Annotated in this window: 17 protein-coding genes and 1 tRNA gene; 8 read left to right on the top strand and 10 right to left on the bottom strand. The window is 73.7% G+C overall.

Going from position 1 to position 17181, the window contains the following annotated elements:
- Positions 1 to 64 precede the first annotated feature (64 nt).
- Together ACZ466_RS35455 and ACZ466_RS35450 are read left to right on the top strand one after the other, a co-directional pair.
- Positions 65 to 829: an enoyl-CoA hydratase-related protein gene (locus ACZ466_RS35455; RefSeq protein ID WP_378293395.1), complete on the top strand. Its 765-nt coding sequence runs from the start codon at positions 65 to 67 to the stop codon at positions 827 to 829.
- 24 nt (positions 830 to 853) lie between these two features.
- Positions 854 to 1267 carry a PaaI family thioesterase gene (locus ACZ466_RS35450; RefSeq protein WP_378293393.1) on the top strand — a complete coding sequence of 138 codons (414 nt, stop codon included), beginning with the start codon at positions 854 to 856 and terminating at the stop codon, positions 1265 to 1267.
- 191 nt (positions 1268 to 1458) lie between these two features.
- Here the strand turns inward: ACZ466_RS35450 and ACZ466_RS35445 are convergent.
- Positions 1459 to 1532, bottom strand: a tRNA-Ile gene (locus ACZ466_RS35445).
- Between the two features lie 196 nt (positions 1533 to 1728).
- Between ACZ466_RS35445 and ACZ466_RS35440 the strand changes: the two genes are divergently transcribed.
- The 4 genes from ACZ466_RS35440 to ACZ466_RS35425 all read left to right on the top strand — a co-directional run bounded on the left by ACZ466_RS35440 (position 1729) and on the right by ACZ466_RS35425 (position 6281).
- Complete coding sequence (locus ACZ466_RS35440; protein ID WP_378293391.1) at positions 1729 to 2460, top strand: LppX_LprAFG lipoprotein; 732 nt, start codon at positions 1729 to 1731, stop codon at positions 2458 to 2460.
- Complete coding sequence (locus tag ACZ466_RS35435; RefSeq protein ID WP_378293389.1) at positions 2457 to 3989, top strand: MFS transporter; 1533 nt, start codon at positions 2457 to 2459, stop codon at positions 3987 to 3989. Before ACZ466_RS35440 ends, ACZ466_RS35435 begins: the two co-directional genes overlap by 4 nt.
- Positions 3990 to 4024: 35 nt before the next feature.
- Positions 4025 to 5449 carry a WS/DGAT/MGAT family O-acyltransferase gene (locus ACZ466_RS35430; RefSeq protein WP_464041807.1) on the top strand — a complete coding sequence of 475 codons (1425 nt, stop codon included), beginning with the start codon at positions 4025 to 4027 and terminating at the stop codon, positions 5447 to 5449.
- 163 nt (positions 5450 to 5612) lie between these two features.
- Positions 5613 to 6281, top strand: a complete 669-nt coding sequence (locus tag ACZ466_RS35425; protein WP_378291007.1) for an Rv1733c family protein — start codon at positions 5613 to 5615, stop codon at positions 6279 to 6281.
- 3 nt (positions 6282 to 6284) lie between these two features.
- On the opposite strand, the gene ACZ466_RS35420 is transcribed toward ACZ466_RS35425, so the two are convergent.
- Positions 6285 to 7373 (bottom strand): FecCD family ABC transporter permease, encoded by a 1089-nt coding sequence (locus ACZ466_RS35420; RefSeq protein WP_464041806.1) that lies wholly within the window; start codon positions 7371 to 7373, stop codon positions 6285 to 6287.
- 77 nt (positions 7374 to 7450) lie between these two features.
- Positions 7451 to 8464, bottom strand: coding sequence for a FecCD family ABC transporter permease (locus ACZ466_RS35415; protein ID WP_378291003.1), 1014 nt, complete (start codon positions 8462 to 8464; stop codon positions 7451 to 7453).
- A gap of 87 nt (positions 8465 to 8551) precedes the next feature.
- Here ACZ466_RS35415 and ACZ466_RS35410 point away from each other — a divergent pair, with 87 nt between their 5' ends.
- Entirely contained in the window at positions 8552 to 9580 is a 1029-nt protein-coding gene (locus tag ACZ466_RS35410; RefSeq protein ID WP_378291001.1) for an ABC transporter substrate-binding protein, read from the top strand.
- 84 nt (positions 9581 to 9664) lie between these two features.
- Positions 9665 to 10513: a siderophore-interacting protein gene (locus ACZ466_RS35405; protein ID WP_378290998.1), complete on the top strand. Its 849-nt coding sequence runs from the start codon at positions 9665 to 9667 to the stop codon at positions 10511 to 10513.
- Positions 10514 to 10553: 40 nt separating this feature from the next.
- On the opposite strand, the gene ACZ466_RS35400 is transcribed toward ACZ466_RS35405, so the two are convergent.
- The 7 genes from ACZ466_RS35400 to ACZ466_RS35370 all read right to left on the bottom strand — a co-directional run bounded on the left by ACZ466_RS35400 (position 10554) and on the right by ACZ466_RS35370 (position 17171).
- Positions 10554 to 11645 carry a DUF6528 family protein gene (locus ACZ466_RS35400; RefSeq protein ID WP_378290996.1) on the bottom strand — a complete coding sequence of 364 codons (1092 nt, stop codon included), beginning with the start codon at positions 11643 to 11645 and terminating at the stop codon, positions 10554 to 10556.
- Between the two features lie 162 nt (positions 11646 to 11807).
- Positions 11808 to 12434: a TenA family protein gene (locus ACZ466_RS35395; RefSeq protein WP_378290994.1), complete on the bottom strand. Its 627-nt coding sequence runs from the start codon at positions 12432 to 12434 to the stop codon at positions 11808 to 11810.
- Complete coding sequence (locus ACZ466_RS35390; RefSeq protein ID WP_378290992.1) at positions 12431 to 13168, bottom strand: glutamine amidotransferase; 738 nt, start codon at positions 13166 to 13168, stop codon at positions 12431 to 12433. The genes ACZ466_RS35395 and ACZ466_RS35390 overlap by 4 nt, the downstream gene beginning before the upstream one ends.
- A 59-nt stretch (positions 13169 to 13227) precedes the next feature.
- Positions 13228 to 14265: a phosphotriesterase family protein gene (locus ACZ466_RS35385; protein ID WP_378290990.1), complete on the bottom strand. Its 1038-nt coding sequence runs from the start codon at positions 14263 to 14265 to the stop codon at positions 13228 to 13230.
- A 10-nt stretch (positions 14266 to 14275) separates the two neighbouring features.
- Positions 14276 to 15295, bottom strand: coding sequence for an ABC transporter permease (locus ACZ466_RS35380; protein WP_378290987.1), 1020 nt, complete (start codon positions 15293 to 15295; stop codon positions 14276 to 14278).
- Between the two features lie 103 nt (positions 15296 to 15398).
- Positions 15399 to 16154 carry an ATP-binding cassette domain-containing protein gene (locus tag ACZ466_RS35375; protein ID WP_378290985.1) on the bottom strand — a complete coding sequence of 252 codons (756 nt, stop codon included), beginning with the start codon at positions 16152 to 16154 and terminating at the stop codon, positions 15399 to 15401.
- Between the two features lie 3 nt (positions 16155 to 16157).
- The gene (locus ACZ466_RS35370; protein WP_378290983.1) at positions 16158 to 17171 is read right to left on the bottom strand and encodes a substrate-binding domain-containing protein; all 1014 of its coding nucleotides are present in this window, start codon (positions 17169 to 17171) and stop codon (positions 16158 to 16160) included.
- Positions 17172 to 17181: the final 10 nt, after the last annotated feature.

Raw genomic sequence — 17181 nt, 5'->3', positions numbered from 1 at the left:
CTCCCCAGCCTAGGCACCTCCGGCCGCCCGTGCGGGAGAAGCGACGATGACGTAGCGTCACATTATGAGCGATGTCCTCGTCGAGCGCGACGGCCCCTTCATCACGATCACGATGGACCGCCCGCGGCGCCGCAACGCGCTGTCCCGGGACTTCCTCCTCACCCTGACGGAGGCGTTCCGCGAAGCGGGCGGAACGGACGCGCGCGGGATCGTCCTGGCGGCCAACGGCCCGGCCTTCTCCGCCGGGCACGACTTCGCCGACATGGCCGGGGCCGCGCACGCCGACGTGCGCTCCCTGCTCCAGACCTGCACCGACCTCATGCGGACGATCCAGTCCGTGCCGCAGGTGGTGGTGGCCCGGGTGCACGCGCTGGCCACCGCGGCGGGCTGCCAGCTGGTGGCCTCCTGCGACCTGGCCGTCGCCGCCGAGAGCGCCGCCTTCGCCGCCCCCGGCGGCAAGGGCGGCTGGTTCTGCCACACCCCGATGGTCCCGATCTCCAGGAACGTGGGCCGCAAGCGCGCCATGGAGATGGCGCTGACCGGTGACGTCATCGACGCCCGGACGGCCGCCGACTGGGGCCTGATCAACTACGCGGTCCCCGACGACGAACTGGAGAAGGCCACGCGGGAACTGCTCGAACGCGCCACACGGGGCAGCGCCCGCAGCAAGGCGCTGGGCAAGCAGGCCCTGTACGCGCAACTGGACCGTCCGGAACAGGACGCCTACACCTACGCGATCGAAGTGATGGCCGCCTCCAGCCAGACACCGGAAGCACAGGAGGGCATGCGGGCCTTCCTGGACAAGCGCCCACCCACCTGGCCCGCCTGACCGCCGCCCCGGCATGATGCGGCCATGGACCTCAGCCAGTTCCTCGGCCGATCCCCCGGCCCGTTCGACGGCCTGATCGGCCTGACCCTCACCAGCGCCGACACCACACGCGTCGAGGCGGCCCTGCCGGTCACCCCCGACCTGCTCCAGGGCCACGGCATCGTGCACGGCGGCGTCTACTGCTCGGCCATCGAGACGACCACCAGCATCGGCGCCTCCCTCCGCGCCGGCCTGGACCGCCAGGTCGTGGGCATCAGCAACCGCACGCAGTTCCTCCGCGCCACGTCCGGCGGCACGCTCACCATCGTGGCCACCCTGAACTCCGACGACGACGGCCGCTACCTGTGGGACGCGGAGATCACCGACGACCAGACCCGCAAAGTGGCCGTAGGCCAGGTCCAACTCCTACGCCTGGAAAAGCCGACCCCCACGCCCTGACCAACCCGCCCCCAAGGGGGGCAAGGGGGCGAAGCCCCCAGGAAACCGGGGGCTAGGGGCGAAGCCCCAGCGGGGGGTGCGGGGGGCGAAGCCCCCTGCCAAGGGCCGGGTGCCCCCGTAAGGAGCGCCAGCGACTGGAGGGGGCGCGCGGCCCGGCCTGGGGTCTGGGGGTGGCCCCCAGTTAGACACAGTAGGGCGGGCGGGACTCGAACCCGCGACCCAGAGATTATGAGTCTCCTGCTCTGACCAGCTGAGCTACCGCCCCGTGCGTGCGGGCCTTGGATCGCGGTGATGGATGATCCCGGGCACGCCGGGATTCATCCTAGCGGCGGCGCCGGTTCGGGGGCCACTGGGAATGGGCCGGGTGGCGGGGGTCGGCCGTCCGGGGGATCGCGAGGGGGCGCCGAATCATACTCGGTACGGAGTGACGGGGCGTGGGGGTGGTCTGTAGGGTCCCGCCTATGTCCAGTGCGCGCGGTCGTCTTGTGCTGCTGATCCCGGTTCTGTGCCTGCTGCTGGTGGGTTCGGTGCTGACCGGCTGTGACGGGGACGGTGGTGGGGGCGGTGACGGCGGGGCGGCGGCGAAGCCCGCGTTCGACGCCGCGGAGACGCTGCGCAAGTCGTCGGCCGCGATGGCGAACGTGAAGAGCGCGGCGTTCACGCTGGCCGCGGAGGGCAAGCCGCCGATCATGGTGCAGGGCGGTGATCTGAAGCTGCTGCGCGAGGGTGACGCCGAGGGGACGCTGACGATCGAGCAGTCGGGCCAGGCGGTCGAGATGCGGGTCGTGGTGCTGGGCGACGCGGTGTACATCAAGGCGGTGACGGGCGGCTGGCGGCAGGTGCCGAAGGCGCTGGTGGCGACGTGGTACGACCCGTCGGCGGTGCTGGATCCGCAGCGGGGGATCTCCAAGCTGCTGGGGTCGGTGACGCAGCCGAAGGCGGAGGCGACGGAGAAGGTCGGGGGGAAGGACGCGCACCGGGTGGGCGTGGTGCTGCCGCGGGCGGCGATCGGCGGGCTGGTTCCGGGGGTCGACTCGGACGTGCGCGGGCAGGTGTGGGTCGGTGCGGCCGACCACCGGCTGCTGAAGGTGCGGGGGGAGATCCCGTCGGCGGCCGAGGGCGGTGACAAGGGGGCGGTGGTCATCACGTTCACCGAGTTCGACGCGCCGTACTCGATCAAAGCGCCGGCGTGAACCGGCGCCGCATCGCCGTCGGGGCGGGCGGCGCGGTGGTGCTGCTGGCCGCGCTGGACGCCTATGTGGTGACCACGATCCTGGTGTCGGTGGTGGAGGATCTGCGGATCCCGGTCAACCGGCTGGAGCGGGTGACCCCGGTGCTGACGGGGTTCCTGCTGGGGTACGTGGCGGCGATGCCGCTGCTGGGGCAGTTGTCGGACCGGTTCGGGCGGCGGGTGCTGCTGCAGGGCTGCCTGGTGTTCTTCGCGGTGGGGTCGGCGGTGACGGCGCTGGCGGACGGTGTGCCGCTGCTGACGGCGGGCCGGGTCGTGCAGGGGGTGGCGGGCGGCGCGCTGCTGCCGGTCACGATGGCGCTGGCCGGGGATCTGTGGGACGAGCGGCGGCGCGCGGTGGTGCTGGGCGCGGTGGGGGCGGCGCAGGAGCTGGGCAGTGTGCTGGGTCCGCTGTACGGGGCCGGGGTCGTGGCGCTGACGGGTGACTGGCGCGTTGTGTTCTGGGTGAACCTGCCGTTGACGGCGCTGGCGATGGTGGCGGTGCACGTGTCGGTCCCGGCCGGGCGCCCGGCCTCCGCCGTGAAGGTGGACGTGGCCGGGGGGCTGCTGCTGGCGGCGGGGCTGGCGCTGCTGGTGGGCGGTCTCTACAACCCCGAGCCGGAGGAGTCGGCGCTGCCTCCGTGGGGGCTGCCGCTGGTGGCGGCCGGGGGCGCCGTGCTGGTGGTGTTCGTGCTGTGGGAGGTCAGGGCGCGGACGAGGCTGTTCGATCTGTCGGGGGTGCGGCGCGGGCCGCTGCTGGCGACGCTGGGCGTGAGCTTCCTTTCGGGGGCGGCGCTGATGGTCACGCTGGTGGACGTGGTGCTGGTGGCGGAGACGCTGCTGGGCAAGGACACGTTCGAGGGCGCGCTGGTGCTGACCCGGTTCCTGGTGGCGCTGCCGGTGGCGGCGGTGCTGGGCGGGATGCTGGCGCGGCGGGTGGGCGAGCGGTGGCCGATGGCGGCGGGGATGGCGGTCGCGGCGGTGGGCTACCTGCTGATCGCGGGCTGGCCGGAGGATCCGGAGGCGGCCGGGTACGGGCCGCTGCCCCGGATGGACGTGGACCTGGTGGTGACGGGGCTGGGACTGGGGCTGGTGATCGCGCCGGTGTCGTCGGCGGTGCTGCGGGCGGTTCCGGCGGCGCGGCACGGGGTGGCCTCGGCGGCGGTGGTGGTGGCGCGGATGCTGGGGATGCTGCTGGGGATCTCCGCGCTGTCGGCGTGGGGTTTCCACCGTTTCCACGCGCTGACGGCCGATCTGCGTCCACCGCTGCCGTTCCTGATGCCCGCGGACGAGTTCGCGCGGCGGCTGGCGGAGTACCGCGCGGCCGTGGAGGAGGCGCTGCGCACCGAGTACCGGGAGATCTTCTGGATCACGGCGGGGTTGTGCGCGCTGGGGGCGGTGCTGGCGCTGGCGACCGCCGTCCGGGAGCGCGGCCGGGACGTCTCGGAAGGCGCTGACCGGCTGATTGGACCGGGTCTGGCCGGGAAGCACTGAACGAACCCATTTCCGGTGTGGCTGGACGGTACGGCATGACAGACAACGGCGACGTCGGGCGGAGCGGCTGGGAGCGGCTGGGCGGGCTGGACGCCGGTTTCTTCTTCGCCGAGTCGGAGGACACGCCCCTGCACATCGCCTCGGTGACGGTGTTCGAGGGGCCCGCGCCCTCGTACGGCGACCTGGTCCGGGCGGTGCTGGGCAAGCTCGGCGAGGTGCCCCGCTACCGGCAGCGGGTGCGGACGGTGCCGCTGCACCTGGGCAGTCCGGTGTGGGCGGACGACCCGCATTTCAACATCCTCTACCACGTGCGGCACACCGCCGTCCCGGTGCCGGGCGGGGCGGAGCAGCTGCGCAACCTGGCGGGCCGGGTGCTGTCGCAGCGCCTGGACCCGGCCAAGCCGCTGTGGGAGATCTGGCTGGTCGAGGGGCTGGAGGGGGGCCGCTGGGCGGCGATCACCAAGGTGCATCACTGCGTCGTCGACGGGGTCGGCGGGGTGGACCTGCTGACCGCGCTGTTCGATCTGAGCCCGGAGGAGGGGCGGCCGGAGCCGGGCGAGCCGCCGGTGACCCTGCCGGAGCCCGGCCCGGCGCCGTCGGGGGCGGCGCTGCTGGCGCGGACGGCGCGCGGCGCGGCGACCGCGCCGCTGCGCGGGGCCGCGGGGCTGCCGCGGCTGGCGCGCCGGCTGGCCAGCCCGCGGACGCTGCGCGGGCTGGGCGTGGAGGTGCCGCGGGTGCTGGGGCGGCTGGCGCGTCCCACGACCGGGTCGTTGAACGGCCCGATCGGCCCGCATCGCCGCTGGCTGTGGACGCACGCCGAGCTGGAGGAGATCCGGCGGGTGCGCAAGGCGTTCGGCGGGACGGTCAACGACGTGATCCTGGCGGCGGTCGCGCAGGGGTTCCGCGCCGTGCTGGAGGGCCGCGGCGAGCTGGAGCCGGGTGACCGGGTGCGGGCGCTGGTGCCGGTGTCGGTCCGGGCCGGGGACGAGCGCGGCGAGGTGCGCAACCGGGTGTCGGGCGTGCTGGTGGAGCTGCCGGTGGGCGAGGAGGATCCGCTGCGGCGGCTGTTCGAGGTGCGCGAGCAGATGAACGACGTGAAGCGCACCCACCAGGCGGCGGGCGGGGAGGCGCTGGCGCGGCTGGCGGGGTTCGCGCCGACGCTGCTGGCGCTGGGGTCGCGGTACGCGCTGAGCCAGACGCAGCCGCTGGTGCAGACGGTGGTGACCAACGTGCCGGGTCCGCCGTTCCCGCTGTACGTGCTGGGCCGCAGGCTGGTGGAGCTGTACCCGTTCGTGCCGCTGGCGATGGGCATGCGGGTCGGGGTGGCGGTCTTCTCCTACGAGGGGCGGCTGACGTTCGGGCTGACCGGCGACTTCGACGGGATGCCCGATCTGGAGGTGCTGGCCGCGGGGATCGAGGCCGGCTTCGGCGAGCTGCTCCGGCTGGCGCGGGCCGCGTGAGGCGCGTGCGGGAGCGTCCGGCCGTTCCGGCCCGTCCGGCGGGCGCGGGCCGGAGACCGGAACCCGCTCGGGGGCTGTGCCGATCATGGGGTGGAGGAATACGCTGGGAGGCGAAGGCTGACTGCCTCTTACCGGGAGGGCGCTCCCCGGGGAGGTGACGACGATGCGCGATTCCGGCATCGGAGGAGGCATGCCGCGCGGGCCCGGCGGCCCGCGAGATCACCGGCCGCCCCGGTCGCGGCGGCGGCTGCGCCCCTTGCTGGGCCTGGAGCGCAACCGGCTGCGCCGGCCGGTCGACCGGACGCAGCGGGTGATCGCGCTCTGCCTGCTGTTCCTGCTGCTGGCCCTCGCTCCGCCGGCCGCCGTCTGGGGCGGGTCCCTGGCCTACGGCTCGGGGCTGCGCGCCGAACGGGCCGAGCGCGCCGAGCGGCAGCAGGTGGTCGCCACGGTGCTGGCCACCGGCGGGCTGGCCTCGACGGGCGACCGGTACGTCCACGAGACCGTCCAGGCGACCTGGCCGCGGCCGGGCGCGGCGGGGCAGGACGCGAAGCCCCGCACGGGGACGCTGCCGTCCTGGAAGGGCGCCAGGGCCGGCGCGAAGAAGCCGATCTGGGTGGACCGGGCGGGCGATCCGGTCGTGCGGCCCCGCCCGCACAGCCGGACGGTGACCGACGCGGCGTACGCGGGCGGCGGGGCGGCGATCGGGGCCGGGCTGCCGCTGCTGGGCGTCTACCTGCTGGTGCGGCGCCGCTGCGACCGGCACCGCTACGAGCTGTGGGAGGACGCCTGGGCCCGGCTGGACGCCGACCGGGGCCGGCACCGCCCGTTCTGACGCTCAGAGGCGGCCGGTCCGGCGCTGGGCGGCCAGCAGCCAGACCAGGTAGGCGCCGCCGATCAGGCCGGTCACCACGCCGACCGGGAGCTGGTGGCCGGGGAAGAGCCGCTGCCCGGCGAAGTCGGCGGCGACCATCAGCGCGGCGCCCATGACCAGCGACGGCACCAGGTTGGGGCCGGGCTCGCGGGTCAGCATCCGGGCCAGCTGCGGCGCGGTGAGCGCGACGAACGCCACCGGCCCGGCCGCCGCGGCGGCGAAGGCGCACAGCAGCACGGCGGCGGCCAGCAGGCCCAGCCGGATCCGCGTGATCGGGACGCCGAGGGCCCGCGCGGCGTCGTCGCCCAGTTCCAGGATCCGCAGCGGGCGCGCGCAGCCGGCCAGGACGGCCGGCACCAGGACGGCCATGACCGCCAGCAGCGGCCCGGCCTCGCCCCAGTCGCGGCCGTCCAGGCTGCCGGTGAGCCACAGCGCGGCGCGGGCCGCGTCGGTGATCTGCGCCTTGGTGATCAGGTAGCCGTTCACGCCGGTGAGGATGGCGGCGACGCCGATGCCGACCAGCACCAGGCGGGCGCCGTGCGCGCCGTGCCGGCCGGTCAGCGCGTAGATCGCCAGGCCGGTGGCCACGCCGCCGCCGACCGCGCCGGAGGCGACCGCGGGGCCGCTGGCGCCGAACAGCACGATCATGGTGAGGACCCCGGCGGAGGCGCCCTGGGTGAAGCCGAGGAGGTCGGGGCTGCCCAGCGGGTTGCGGGAGAGCGACTGGAAGATCGCGCCGGCCAGGCCCAGCGCGGCGCCGGTGGTGAGCGCGGTGGCCACCCGGGGCAGCCGCAGCTCGTGGACGATGAACGCCTGCGCCGGGTCGCCGTTGCCCAGCAGCGCGGACAGCACGGCGCCGGGGCCCATCGGGTAGTCGCCGGAGCCGATGAGCAGCACGGCCACCGCGAGCGCCGCCAGCGCGCAGCCGAGGGTGGCGGCGACGGCGCGCGGCGCGTACCGCAGCGAGGTCCCGCGGGGGCCGCGGACGGTGGGAGGCGCGCCCCTGTCTTCCTCCCTGGGGGCGGTTCTTTGTGGGGGGACGACCCCCCACACCCCCCGGCAACAACGCCCGACCGCCCTCCGGGCGCTCGGGCGGTCGTGCCCCCGGACCCCCCGAACGGCTCCGCCGCTCATGCGGCGGCCACCCGGCGCCTGCGGACGAACGACAGGAACAGCGGGCCGCCCAGGACCACCGTGACCACGCCCACCTGGATCTCCGAGGGGCGGGCGACCACGCGGCCGATCACGTCCGCGGCCAGCATCAGCGCGGGCGCCAGCACCGCCGAGTACGGCAGCACCCAGCGCAGGTCGGGGCCGGTGAGGGCGCGGACCAGGTGCGGCACCATCAGCCCGACGAAGATGATCGGGCCGCAGGCGGCGGTGGCGGCGCCGCACAGCAGCGTCACGGCGACGATCGCGGCGGCGCGGGTGCGGGCGGGCCCGGCGCCCAGCGCGCGTGCGGTGTCCTCGCCCATGGCCATGGCGTTCAGCGGCCGGGCCAGGGCCAGCGCCAGCAGCGTCCCGGCGAGGATGAACGGCGCGACCCGCGCGATGGTGGCGGGCTGGGCGGCGGCGAGCGAGCCGACCGTCCAGAACCGCATCCTGTCCAGCGAGGCGGTGTCGAGGAGCTGGACGGCGTTGACGTAGGAGTAGAGCGCGGCGTTGAGGGCGGCGCCGGCCAGCGCGAGCCGCGCGGGGGTCGCGGTGCGGCCGCCGCCGACCGCGTACAGCAGGACGGCGACCGCGCCCGCCCCGGCGAAGGCGAACCACACGTACCCGGTGATGGAGCCGATGCCGAGGAAGGAGATCGCCGACACGACCGCCGCGGAGGCGCCCGCGTTGATCCCGAGGATGCCGGGGTCTCCGAGCGGGTTGCGGGTGAGTGACTGCATCACCGCCCCGGCCAGGCCGAGCGCGGTGCCGGCCAGCAGGCCGAGCAGCGTGCGCGGCAGCCGCATATGGTGGACGACGGTGTAGCCCTCCGAGCCGGCGTCGAACAGCCCGTTCCAGGTCTGCGCCGGCGACAGCTGCCGGGCGCCGACGGCCAGGCTGAGCAGGACGACGGCGGCCAGGACGGCGAGCGCGGCGAGCAGCCCGGCCGCCCGGGGCGGTGCCGTGGTGGGGCCGGCGGCCTGGCGGTTCATCGGGGGCGTGACCTTGATCTCTGGACAATGACTTAGGTTAGGTTAACCTAATTCGAGATCATCGTTGCAAGCAGGACGGAACGCTCCATGTCGCACAACCCCCTCCCCCGGTTCTCCCGCCGCGGAGTCCTCGCCGCCGGCGGCGCCGCCGCCCTCGGCGCCCTCGTCAGCGCCTGCGGCGGCGACGGCGGAACGGTGTCGTCGGCGGGCGGCGGCGCGTGGACGTGGACCGACGACCGGGGCGAGAAGGTCTCCCTCAAGGCCCGCCCGCAGCGGATCGTCGCCTACGTCGGGGCGGCCTCGGCGCTGTACGACTTCGGCGTCGACCAGCAGATCGTGGGCGTGTACGGCCCCGTCACCCTCAAGGACGGCCGGCCCGACCCGCAGGCCGGCGACCTGCCGATGAGCGGGCGCACCGTGATCGGCAACGCCTACGGCGAGTTCAACATCGAGAAGTACGCCAGGCTGCGGCCCGAGCTGCTCATCGACAACATGTTCGTGGACGGGCAGCTGTTCTACGTCCCGGCCGAGAGCAAGGACAAGATCTTCGCGCTGGCGCCCCAGGCGGCCGTCTCCACCGGCGCGGTCGCGCTGCCCAAGCCGGTCGAGCGGTACGCGGCGCTGGCCGCCTCGCTGGGCGCCGACCTGAACGCGCCCAAGGTCACCCAGGCCAGGGCCCGGTTCGAGAAGGCCGCCGAGACGCTGCGCGGCGCGGCCAAGGAGGCCGCCGGGCGCGGGATCAAGGTGCTGGCCGCCTCCGGCAGCCCCGACCTCTTCTACGCCTCCAACCCGGGCAAGAACACCGACCTCATCTACTTCAAGGAGCTGGGCGTCGATCTGATCGTCCCGGACAAGGTCGGCAAGGACGGTTATTTCGAGGAGCTGAGCTGGGAGAACGCCGGCAAGTACGCGGCCGACGTGATCATCCTGGACAGCCGCACCCAGGCCCTCCAGCCCAAGGACCTGGCCGCCAAGCCGGCCTGGCGCGACCTGCCCGCGGTCAAGGCCGGGCAGGTCGTGCCCTGGCAGCCCGAGCCCCGGTTCTCCTACGCGGGCTGCGCCCCGATCCTCGAAGCCCTCGCCAAGACCGTCCAGACCGCCGAGAAGGCCGTCTGAACTCCCCGTTCACACCAGACCTCCACCGACCCGAGCCGACCCTCCGATTCTGAGCCGACCGCCTGACCTTCGGGAGAGCCACTCGTGAGCACGGGAACCACCACCACCGCCGCCCCCTTCCTGTTCTTCAACCTCGAGGTCGTCGCCACCGAGCGCCTCAGCCCCACCATGCTGCGCGTCACGCTGGGCGGCGAGGGCATCGCCGGGTTCGCCTCCGGCGGCCGCGACCAGCGCGTCAAGCTGTTCCTGCCGCATCCGCACCAGGAGGCGCCGCTGGTCCCGGCCGAGGCGGGCGACGACTGGTTCGCCGCCTGGCGGGCGATGGACCCCGCCGAGCGCGGGATCATGCGGTCGTACACGGTGCGGCGGCAGCGGCAGGGGCTGCTGGACGTCGACTTCGCGCTGCACGGCCACCGCGGTCCGGCCTCACGCTGGGCCGCGGCCGCCCGCCCGGGCGACCGGATCGCCGTCCTCGGCCCGACCGACGCCGACAACGCCGGGGTGGACTTCCGCCCGCCCCCGGCCGCCGACTGGGTGCTCGTGGCCGGCGACGAGACCGCGCTGCCCGCGATCGGCGGGATCCTGGAGGCGCTGCCGGACGGCCCGCCCGTCAAGGCGTGGATCGAGGTGCCCTGCCAGGCCGACGCCGACGGCTACGACCTGCCCGCCGGCGCCGAGATCACCTGGCTGCTCCGGGACGCCGGCGGCAGCCTCGCCGCCGCCCTCCCGGCCGCCGAGTTCCCGGCCGGCGCCCCGTACGCGTGGCTGGCGGGCGAGGCCAAGACGACCCGGACCCTGCGCCGCCACCTGGTCAACGAGCGCGGGCTGGACCGGAGGTCGATCTCGTTCACCGGCTACTGGCGCCGCGGCGCCGCCGAGGAGGACCTGCTCGCCGAGGTGCTCGCGGGAGGCACCCCCCACACCGAGGAGTGACCTCCCGCGCCGGCACCGCCGGGTTCTCGACCGCCCGTCGCTACTGGTAGGCGGGGACGAACCAGCGCACCTTGTAGAACTGGGCGCCCGGAAGGGTCCGGGTGGCCTTCTGCGAGGCGCTGCCGAAGAACTCGGCGGTGTCGGTGCACCAGGTCGTGGCGCAGCCCTCCCTGGGACGGGTCAGCACGACCTGCCTGGTGGAGGGGTTGTCGCCCACCGCCTTCACGATCGGCAGGTCGATGTCCGCGGAGCCGCGGTAGGAGGCGGTGTAGCGCTTGGTGGACTTCACGTACTGGTAGACGCCGTAGTTGGTGGTGATCCAGAGGCGGTCGCGGTCGCCGTACACCGGGGCCAGGTCGTGGCCGCCCTGGCTGGGCAGGGCGGACCGGCTCACCTCCTTGAGGGTGGGCTTGCCCGCCGTCCCGCCCACCTTGAGGCTGACGAGGTGGTCGTCGCCGATGGCCCACAGCACCTTGCGCCGGGGGTCCCACAGGACGCCGTGCCCGCCCTTGAGCGCGAACTGGGTGTAGGCGGAGGCGGCGCGTCCCTGGGACGCGGCGTACACGCGGATCCACCCGCCCGTGCTGGCGGCCGCGGCGACGTTGCCGTTGGGGAGCAGTTCGGTGGCGTGCGGGTTGCTGGGGGCTCCGGCGTCGGTCGCCCACAGCCGCTTGCCCGAGGGGTACTCGACCGCGCCGAGGAAGCCCTTGGAGTCGGCGGAGAGCACGTAGGTCTTGCCCTTGGCCTTGCGGACCCGCACGTCGGAGGGCAGGCTCCACGCGTGGGCGACGTCGGCGAAGCCGTTGGAGGCGGTGGGAGTCCACTTCCACTTGGCGGACGCGGTCGTCCAGGTCTTCTTGGCGGCGTCCAAGACGACGATCCGGTGGCCGCCCTGGTCCCCGCCGATCACCAGGCCGCTGGCCGTGCCGCCGGCGGCCTTGACCGAAGGCTTGGCCCGGGCCGCGCGCAACTCGTCCGGGAGCGGGTCGGTGCGGGGCACGAAGCCGGGCGGCGTGGGGGTCGGCGGGGGCGTGGGGGCCGCGGCCTGCACGGGGACGGCCAGGGCGGGGGCGGCCGGCACCGGGACGGCCAGGAGGGCGCCGCCCAGGACAGTGAGGGTTTTGCGCAGCATGAACGCTCCTGCACTCGATGTCGTGCCAGGAGCGTCTCTGCCGCAAATGTCGAGAGCCGGACCGGTCGGTGATCAGCAATCGACGGCGGCGGGAAGCTGTCCGCGATTTCCGTCAGATCACAGGTCATCCGTTCTTCATGAAAGGCCCCGACCGACCCGCCGCTACGCGTAGAGGGCGTCGTGGAAGGCGATCTCGGCCTCGAGCATGCCGGTGAACCATCCGGCGAGCACCGGATCGGGCTCGGTGAGCCGGTCCACCTGCGCGGCCAGCGCCGCCACCCCCTCGCGGAACGGGTCGCGGGCGTGCAGCGCGACCCACTCGGCGATCGGCCCCGACCGTACGGCTCCGCCCTCGTGCGCCCGCGTGCACCAGGTGAGGTAGAGCGTCTCGGCGGCGAACAGGATCGTCGTCACCGCCGCGTAGCCGCCCGTGCGCGCGGCCTCCAGGCTGTACTCGGAGAGCCGGTCCGCCTGGGCGAGCGCCCCCGCGCCCAGGTCCGCCCGGACGGGCCAGGCCGCGCGGGCCGCGCGGAAGTAGTCGGTCTGCTCGGTGGTCAGGGCGTGGACGGCGCGCGCGTTGCGTTCCAGGGCGTCGCGGTCGGGGGCGTCCCAGACCGCCAGCCCGTGCAGGCGCGTCGCCGTGTCGACGAAGCCCTCCTCGATGAGCAGGTAGTCGGCATAGGTCTGGTCCGTGACGGCGCCGGTGCGCACCTCCTGGATGAAGCGCAGTCCGAGGGCGCGGTCCAGGGGGTCGGCGCAGCCGTCCAGGAGTCGTTGGACGCGGGTCATCCGGCGAGCCATTCGACGAGGCCGCCGAAGACCTTCGCGTACCCGTCCCAGTCCTCGCAGAAGTGCGTGGGCGCCCAGTGCGGGGAGCAGTCGGAGGTGAAGACCGCCGAACGGCCCCGCCCGTGGCCGGCGACCGCGACGAGCGGGTCGCCGTTGAGGGTGGCCAGGACGTCCGTACCGGGCCGGGTCCGTACGCGGTTGTAGCCGAGCAGCGACGGCCACTCTCCTGAGACGCCCCCCAGCGCGGGGTGGGACGCGTCGGTCACGGTGGCGTTCGCCCCGGCGGGAAGCTCCACGCGGTCGTCCTCTGGCAGCAGCTCGACCGGGAGCACCTCGTGCAGGACGGTGTTGCGGAACGCCGCCTTGCCCTCGAACCCGGTGAACGACAGGTAGCCGCCCACCATGAGCAGCCCGCCGCCGCCGGAGACCCAGTCGCGCAGTCCCGCGAGCCGGTCGGCGCCGGGGCGCGCCTGCTCGAACACCTCCGGGGCGAGCTGGATCGAGTTCGCGCCGATGTCGGACAGCACGACCACGTCGTACTCGGACGGGTCGGCGGGGAACTCGGCGGGGACGAGATGCGCCGGCAGGTGCACCACCTCATGGCCGCGGCTCCGCAGCGCCTCGCGCAGCGGCCCGACGCCGACGACGTACGAGCTGGTGGTGAAGTGGTCCACGCCCTTGATGTGGGTGGACTGGGTGACCCAGCTCTCGCCTGCGATGAGAACGCGGCTCATATGTCTCGCACTCCTTCTGTGTTGGTCATGCCGGGGCGGTCGCCGTGGCTTGGTCTGTGTCAGCGTGCGGCCGCCGCTTGGAACAGCCGGACGGGATTGCCCCGCAGCAGGTCCTCGGCGACCTCCCGCGAGGTGCCCAGGCCGACGAGGCGCTGCAGGAACAGGGTCGGTACGTAGCGGAAGCCGTTGCCGCCGTACCGGGTGAGCATCCCCTTGAGGAACACGTCGTGGCTCAGCAGGAGCTGGTGGCCGTGCCCCCGTTCGATGAGGGCCGCCACGGCGCGGGCGGTCTCGTGGGGCGCCGGGGACTGGCCCTCGCCGGGATACAGGAACGGCATCCCGACCATGTCGAACTCCAGCCACACCTCCCGGTCGGCCACCGCGCGCTGATAGGCGGGGTCGTCGCCGGAGGGATCCATGTGGCACAGCACCACGGCGCCCGGCGGCACCCCGTACTCCCCCAGCACGATGTCGAGCACCTCGTGCGCGCGCCGCTGCCACCCGGGCAGGTGGATGTAGAGGGGAACGCCCGTCTCACGCTGCGCGCGCGCCGCCGCCCTCAGGGAACGATGCTCGGCGGGCGTGAAGTCCGAGGAGACGCCGATCTCGCCGATGACGCCCGGGGCGATCCCCGTACCGTCCGCGCCGTGCTCGAACTCGGCCACCAGTTCCGCGGCCAGGTCCTGCTCCGAGGTGGAGGCCAGGTGCGGCGGGTGGAAACGCTCCAGGTACCAGCCCGACCCCATGACAACGCGCAGCCCGCTCCGCTCGGACAGGGAGCGGAGCACCCGCGGGTCGCGGCCCAGGCCCGCCGGGGTGACGTCCACGATCGTGCCGCCGCCGGACGCGGCGAACGCGACCAGGTCCTCCAGCATCGCGCCGGTGTCGTCCAGCACGCAGTGGTCCAGGCACGCGTACGGGTTCTCGCGCAGCAGCCACGCCAGCTGCGGCGAGGTCCTGGCCTCGCGCAGGAACCCCAGTTCGGGATCCGCGGGCGGGCTCACCGCGTCGCGCACGTCGTTCCACAGGTGCTCGTGGGTGAGGGTGAGACCGAGCCCCGCCGCGGGGACGGGGCCGGTCACGGTCGTCACCGTCATGGCGTGCCGGTCACCGTTTCCCTGAGAGATGCTGGAACAGGTCGGCGAGCGTGCGCCCGCGCAGGTTGATCCAGATCGCCGCGATCAGCACCAGCCCGGTGACGATCGGGGTCAGGAACGGGCTCACCCCGAGCAGCGTCAGCCCGTTGGCGATCACGCCGGTGATCAGCGCGCCGATGATGGTGCCGACCACCGTGCCGCGCCCGCCGAACAGGTTGGTGCCGCCCAGCACCACCGCGGCGATCACGGTCAGCTCGAAGGCCTCGCCGGAGTTGGCCGAGCCCGAGCCCAGCCGGGCCGCGGTGAGGATCCCGGCCGCGCCCGCCGCGAGCCCGGTCAGCATCAGCGTGATCATCTTGATCCGGTCGGTGTTCACGCCCGCGCGGCGCACCGACTCCTCCTGCGAGCCGATGCCGTTGACGTAGGTGCCGAACCGCATCCGCGCCAGCAGCACCGCGCCCACGACCACGACCGCCAGGGCGATCCAGGCCAGCACGGAGAAGCCGAGGAACTTGGCCTCGCCGATCCGCGCCACGAACAGCCGCTTGTCGATGGGCACCGAGAAGCCCTGCGTCCACAGCTGCGCGATGCCCCGGATCACCGACATGGTCGCCAGCGTGACGATGAACGGCGGGATCTTCTGGTAGGCCGACAGCCAGCCGTTCACCGCGCCCCAGAACAGGCCCGCGGCCAGCCCGGCCACGATGACCAGCGAGGAGTCCCAGCCGGCCTGGAGAAGCTCGGCGGTGGCCACCGCCACGAACGCCACGGTCGACCCGACCGAGAGGTCGATCTGCCCGGTGCTGATCACGAACGTCATCGCCACCGCCACGATCAGCGTGATCGCGACCTGGGTGGCCAGGTTGGAGAGGTTGCCGAAGGTCAGGAAGTTGTCGGCGGCCACCCCGAAGCCCAGGAACACCGCCACGGTGACGGCGGCCATCGCCACCGTCGCCTTGTTGGCACGTTCCCACAGGCTCGGGTTCGAGGCCGTCACCGTGGCCGTGGCCGGAGCCGTCTGTACGCTCACGCCGTGTCCCCCGCTCGCTTCCGGGGCGCCTCATGGCGCCGCCTTCCCTCCTCGCTCGTTCCTCGCTCGTCAGTCCAGGCGACGCCGCGCCCCTCCAACTCGCTCACGCCGCCTCCTCCCCGTCGTCCATGCCGGAACGGGTGATCATGGCGACCAGCCGCTCGATGTCCAGGTCGGCGATCCGCTCGTCCTCGACGCTGCGGCCCTCGTACATCACGGTGATGCGGTCGCAGACCTCGAACAGGTCCTGCAGCCGGTGGGTGATGAGGATGACCCCGACGCCCTGCGCCGCCACCCGGCGGATCATGCTCAGCACCTGGCGGACCTCGGCCACCGCGAGCGCGGCGGTCGGCTCGTCCAGGATCAGCACCCGGGGTTGGAACGACACCGCGCGGGCGATCGCGACCGCCTGCCGCTGCCCGCCGGACAGGTGCCCGATCTCCTGGTGCGTGGACTTCACCCTGACGTGCAGGTCCGACAGCATCTGCGCGGCCCGGCGGTGCATCTCCCGGCGGTCCACGAACGGCCCGCGCCGCGGCTCGCGGCCCAGGAACAGGTTGCTGCCGACGTCCAGGGTGTCGCACAGCGCCAGGTCCTGGTAGACGATCCCGATCCGCTCCGCCCGCGCGTCGGCGGGGCTGGCGAAGCGGACCTCGCGGCCGGCCACGCTGATCGTCCCGGAGTCGTGCCGCAGCGCGCCCGCCAGGACCTTCATCAGCGTCGACTTGCCCGCGCCGTTGTCGCCGACCAGGCCGAGCACCTCCCCCTCGTGCAGCGTCAGGTCCACGCCGCGCAGGGACCGCACCGCGCCGAACGACTTGGTGATGCCGCGCAGGCTCACCAGCGGTGTGTCAGTCATCGCTCACTTCTCCAGGTAGTACAGGTAGTCCCGCACGTTGTCCGGCGTGACGATCTGGGTCGGCACCGGCACGTCCTTGGCCGGGGTGCGGCCGCAGGCCAGGTCGATCGCCGCGTTCATGGCCTCGTAGCCGAACTCGAAGGTGTTCTGCTGGACGACCCCGATGATCCAGCCCGCCCGCAGCCCGTCCACCGCCTGCTGGGACAGGTCCCAGCCGACGACCTTGACGTTCCCGGTGCGCTGCTGGGAGTTGACCGCGGCCGCCAGTCCGACCAGCGCGGGCTCGCCGGTCGCGTAGGCGTAGGGCAGGTCCGGGTCACCGGTGAGGAGGTTCTCGGCGGCGGTCTGGGCGTTCTCCTGGATGTTGCGGCCGTCCACCACCGTCTTGATCTTCATGCCGCGGGCGGTGACGGTGTCGGTGAAGCCCTTCTGCCGCTCCAGCTGGATGGTGCTGTTGAGCGCCCCCACGATACCGATGTCGCCCTTGCCGCCGGACTCCTTCACCAGGTGCTCGCCGAGCTCCTGGCCGCCCTTGGCGTTGGCGGTGCCGACCTGGGTGGAGACGGCGGGGTCGTCCACGGTGGCGTCCACCGCGACGACCGGGACCCCGGCGGCGTCGGCGCGCCGGACGGCCGGCTTGATCCCCTCGGTGTCGACGGCGTCCACGATGATCGCGTCGTACCGGTTGGCGACCAGGTCGTCGATGGCGTTGGCCTGGGTGGTGGAGTCGTCGTTGCCGTTGACGATCTGCACCTGCGCGCCGGCCTTGGCGGCCACCATCTTGGCGCCGCTGTTGATCTGGTTGAAGAACAGGGCCTGCAGGTTGATCGGGACGATCCCGATCCGCGGCGCCCGGCCCTGCACCTCGCAGGACTGCGCGACCCGCTTCGGCCCGGGCGGGCCCGCCTGCTGCGCCTTCTTCTCCGCCTCGATCTCCCTGCGGGCCTGGGTGTCGCAGCCCACGGTCGCCGAGGCCGCCAGGCCGAGCGCCACCAGGGCCGCCACGGTTCGTTTCATTCTGGGTCCT

The organism is Actinomadura rugatobispora, from assembly GCF_055379765.1.
This window is presented reverse-complemented; position numbering and strand designations above follow the sequence as displayed.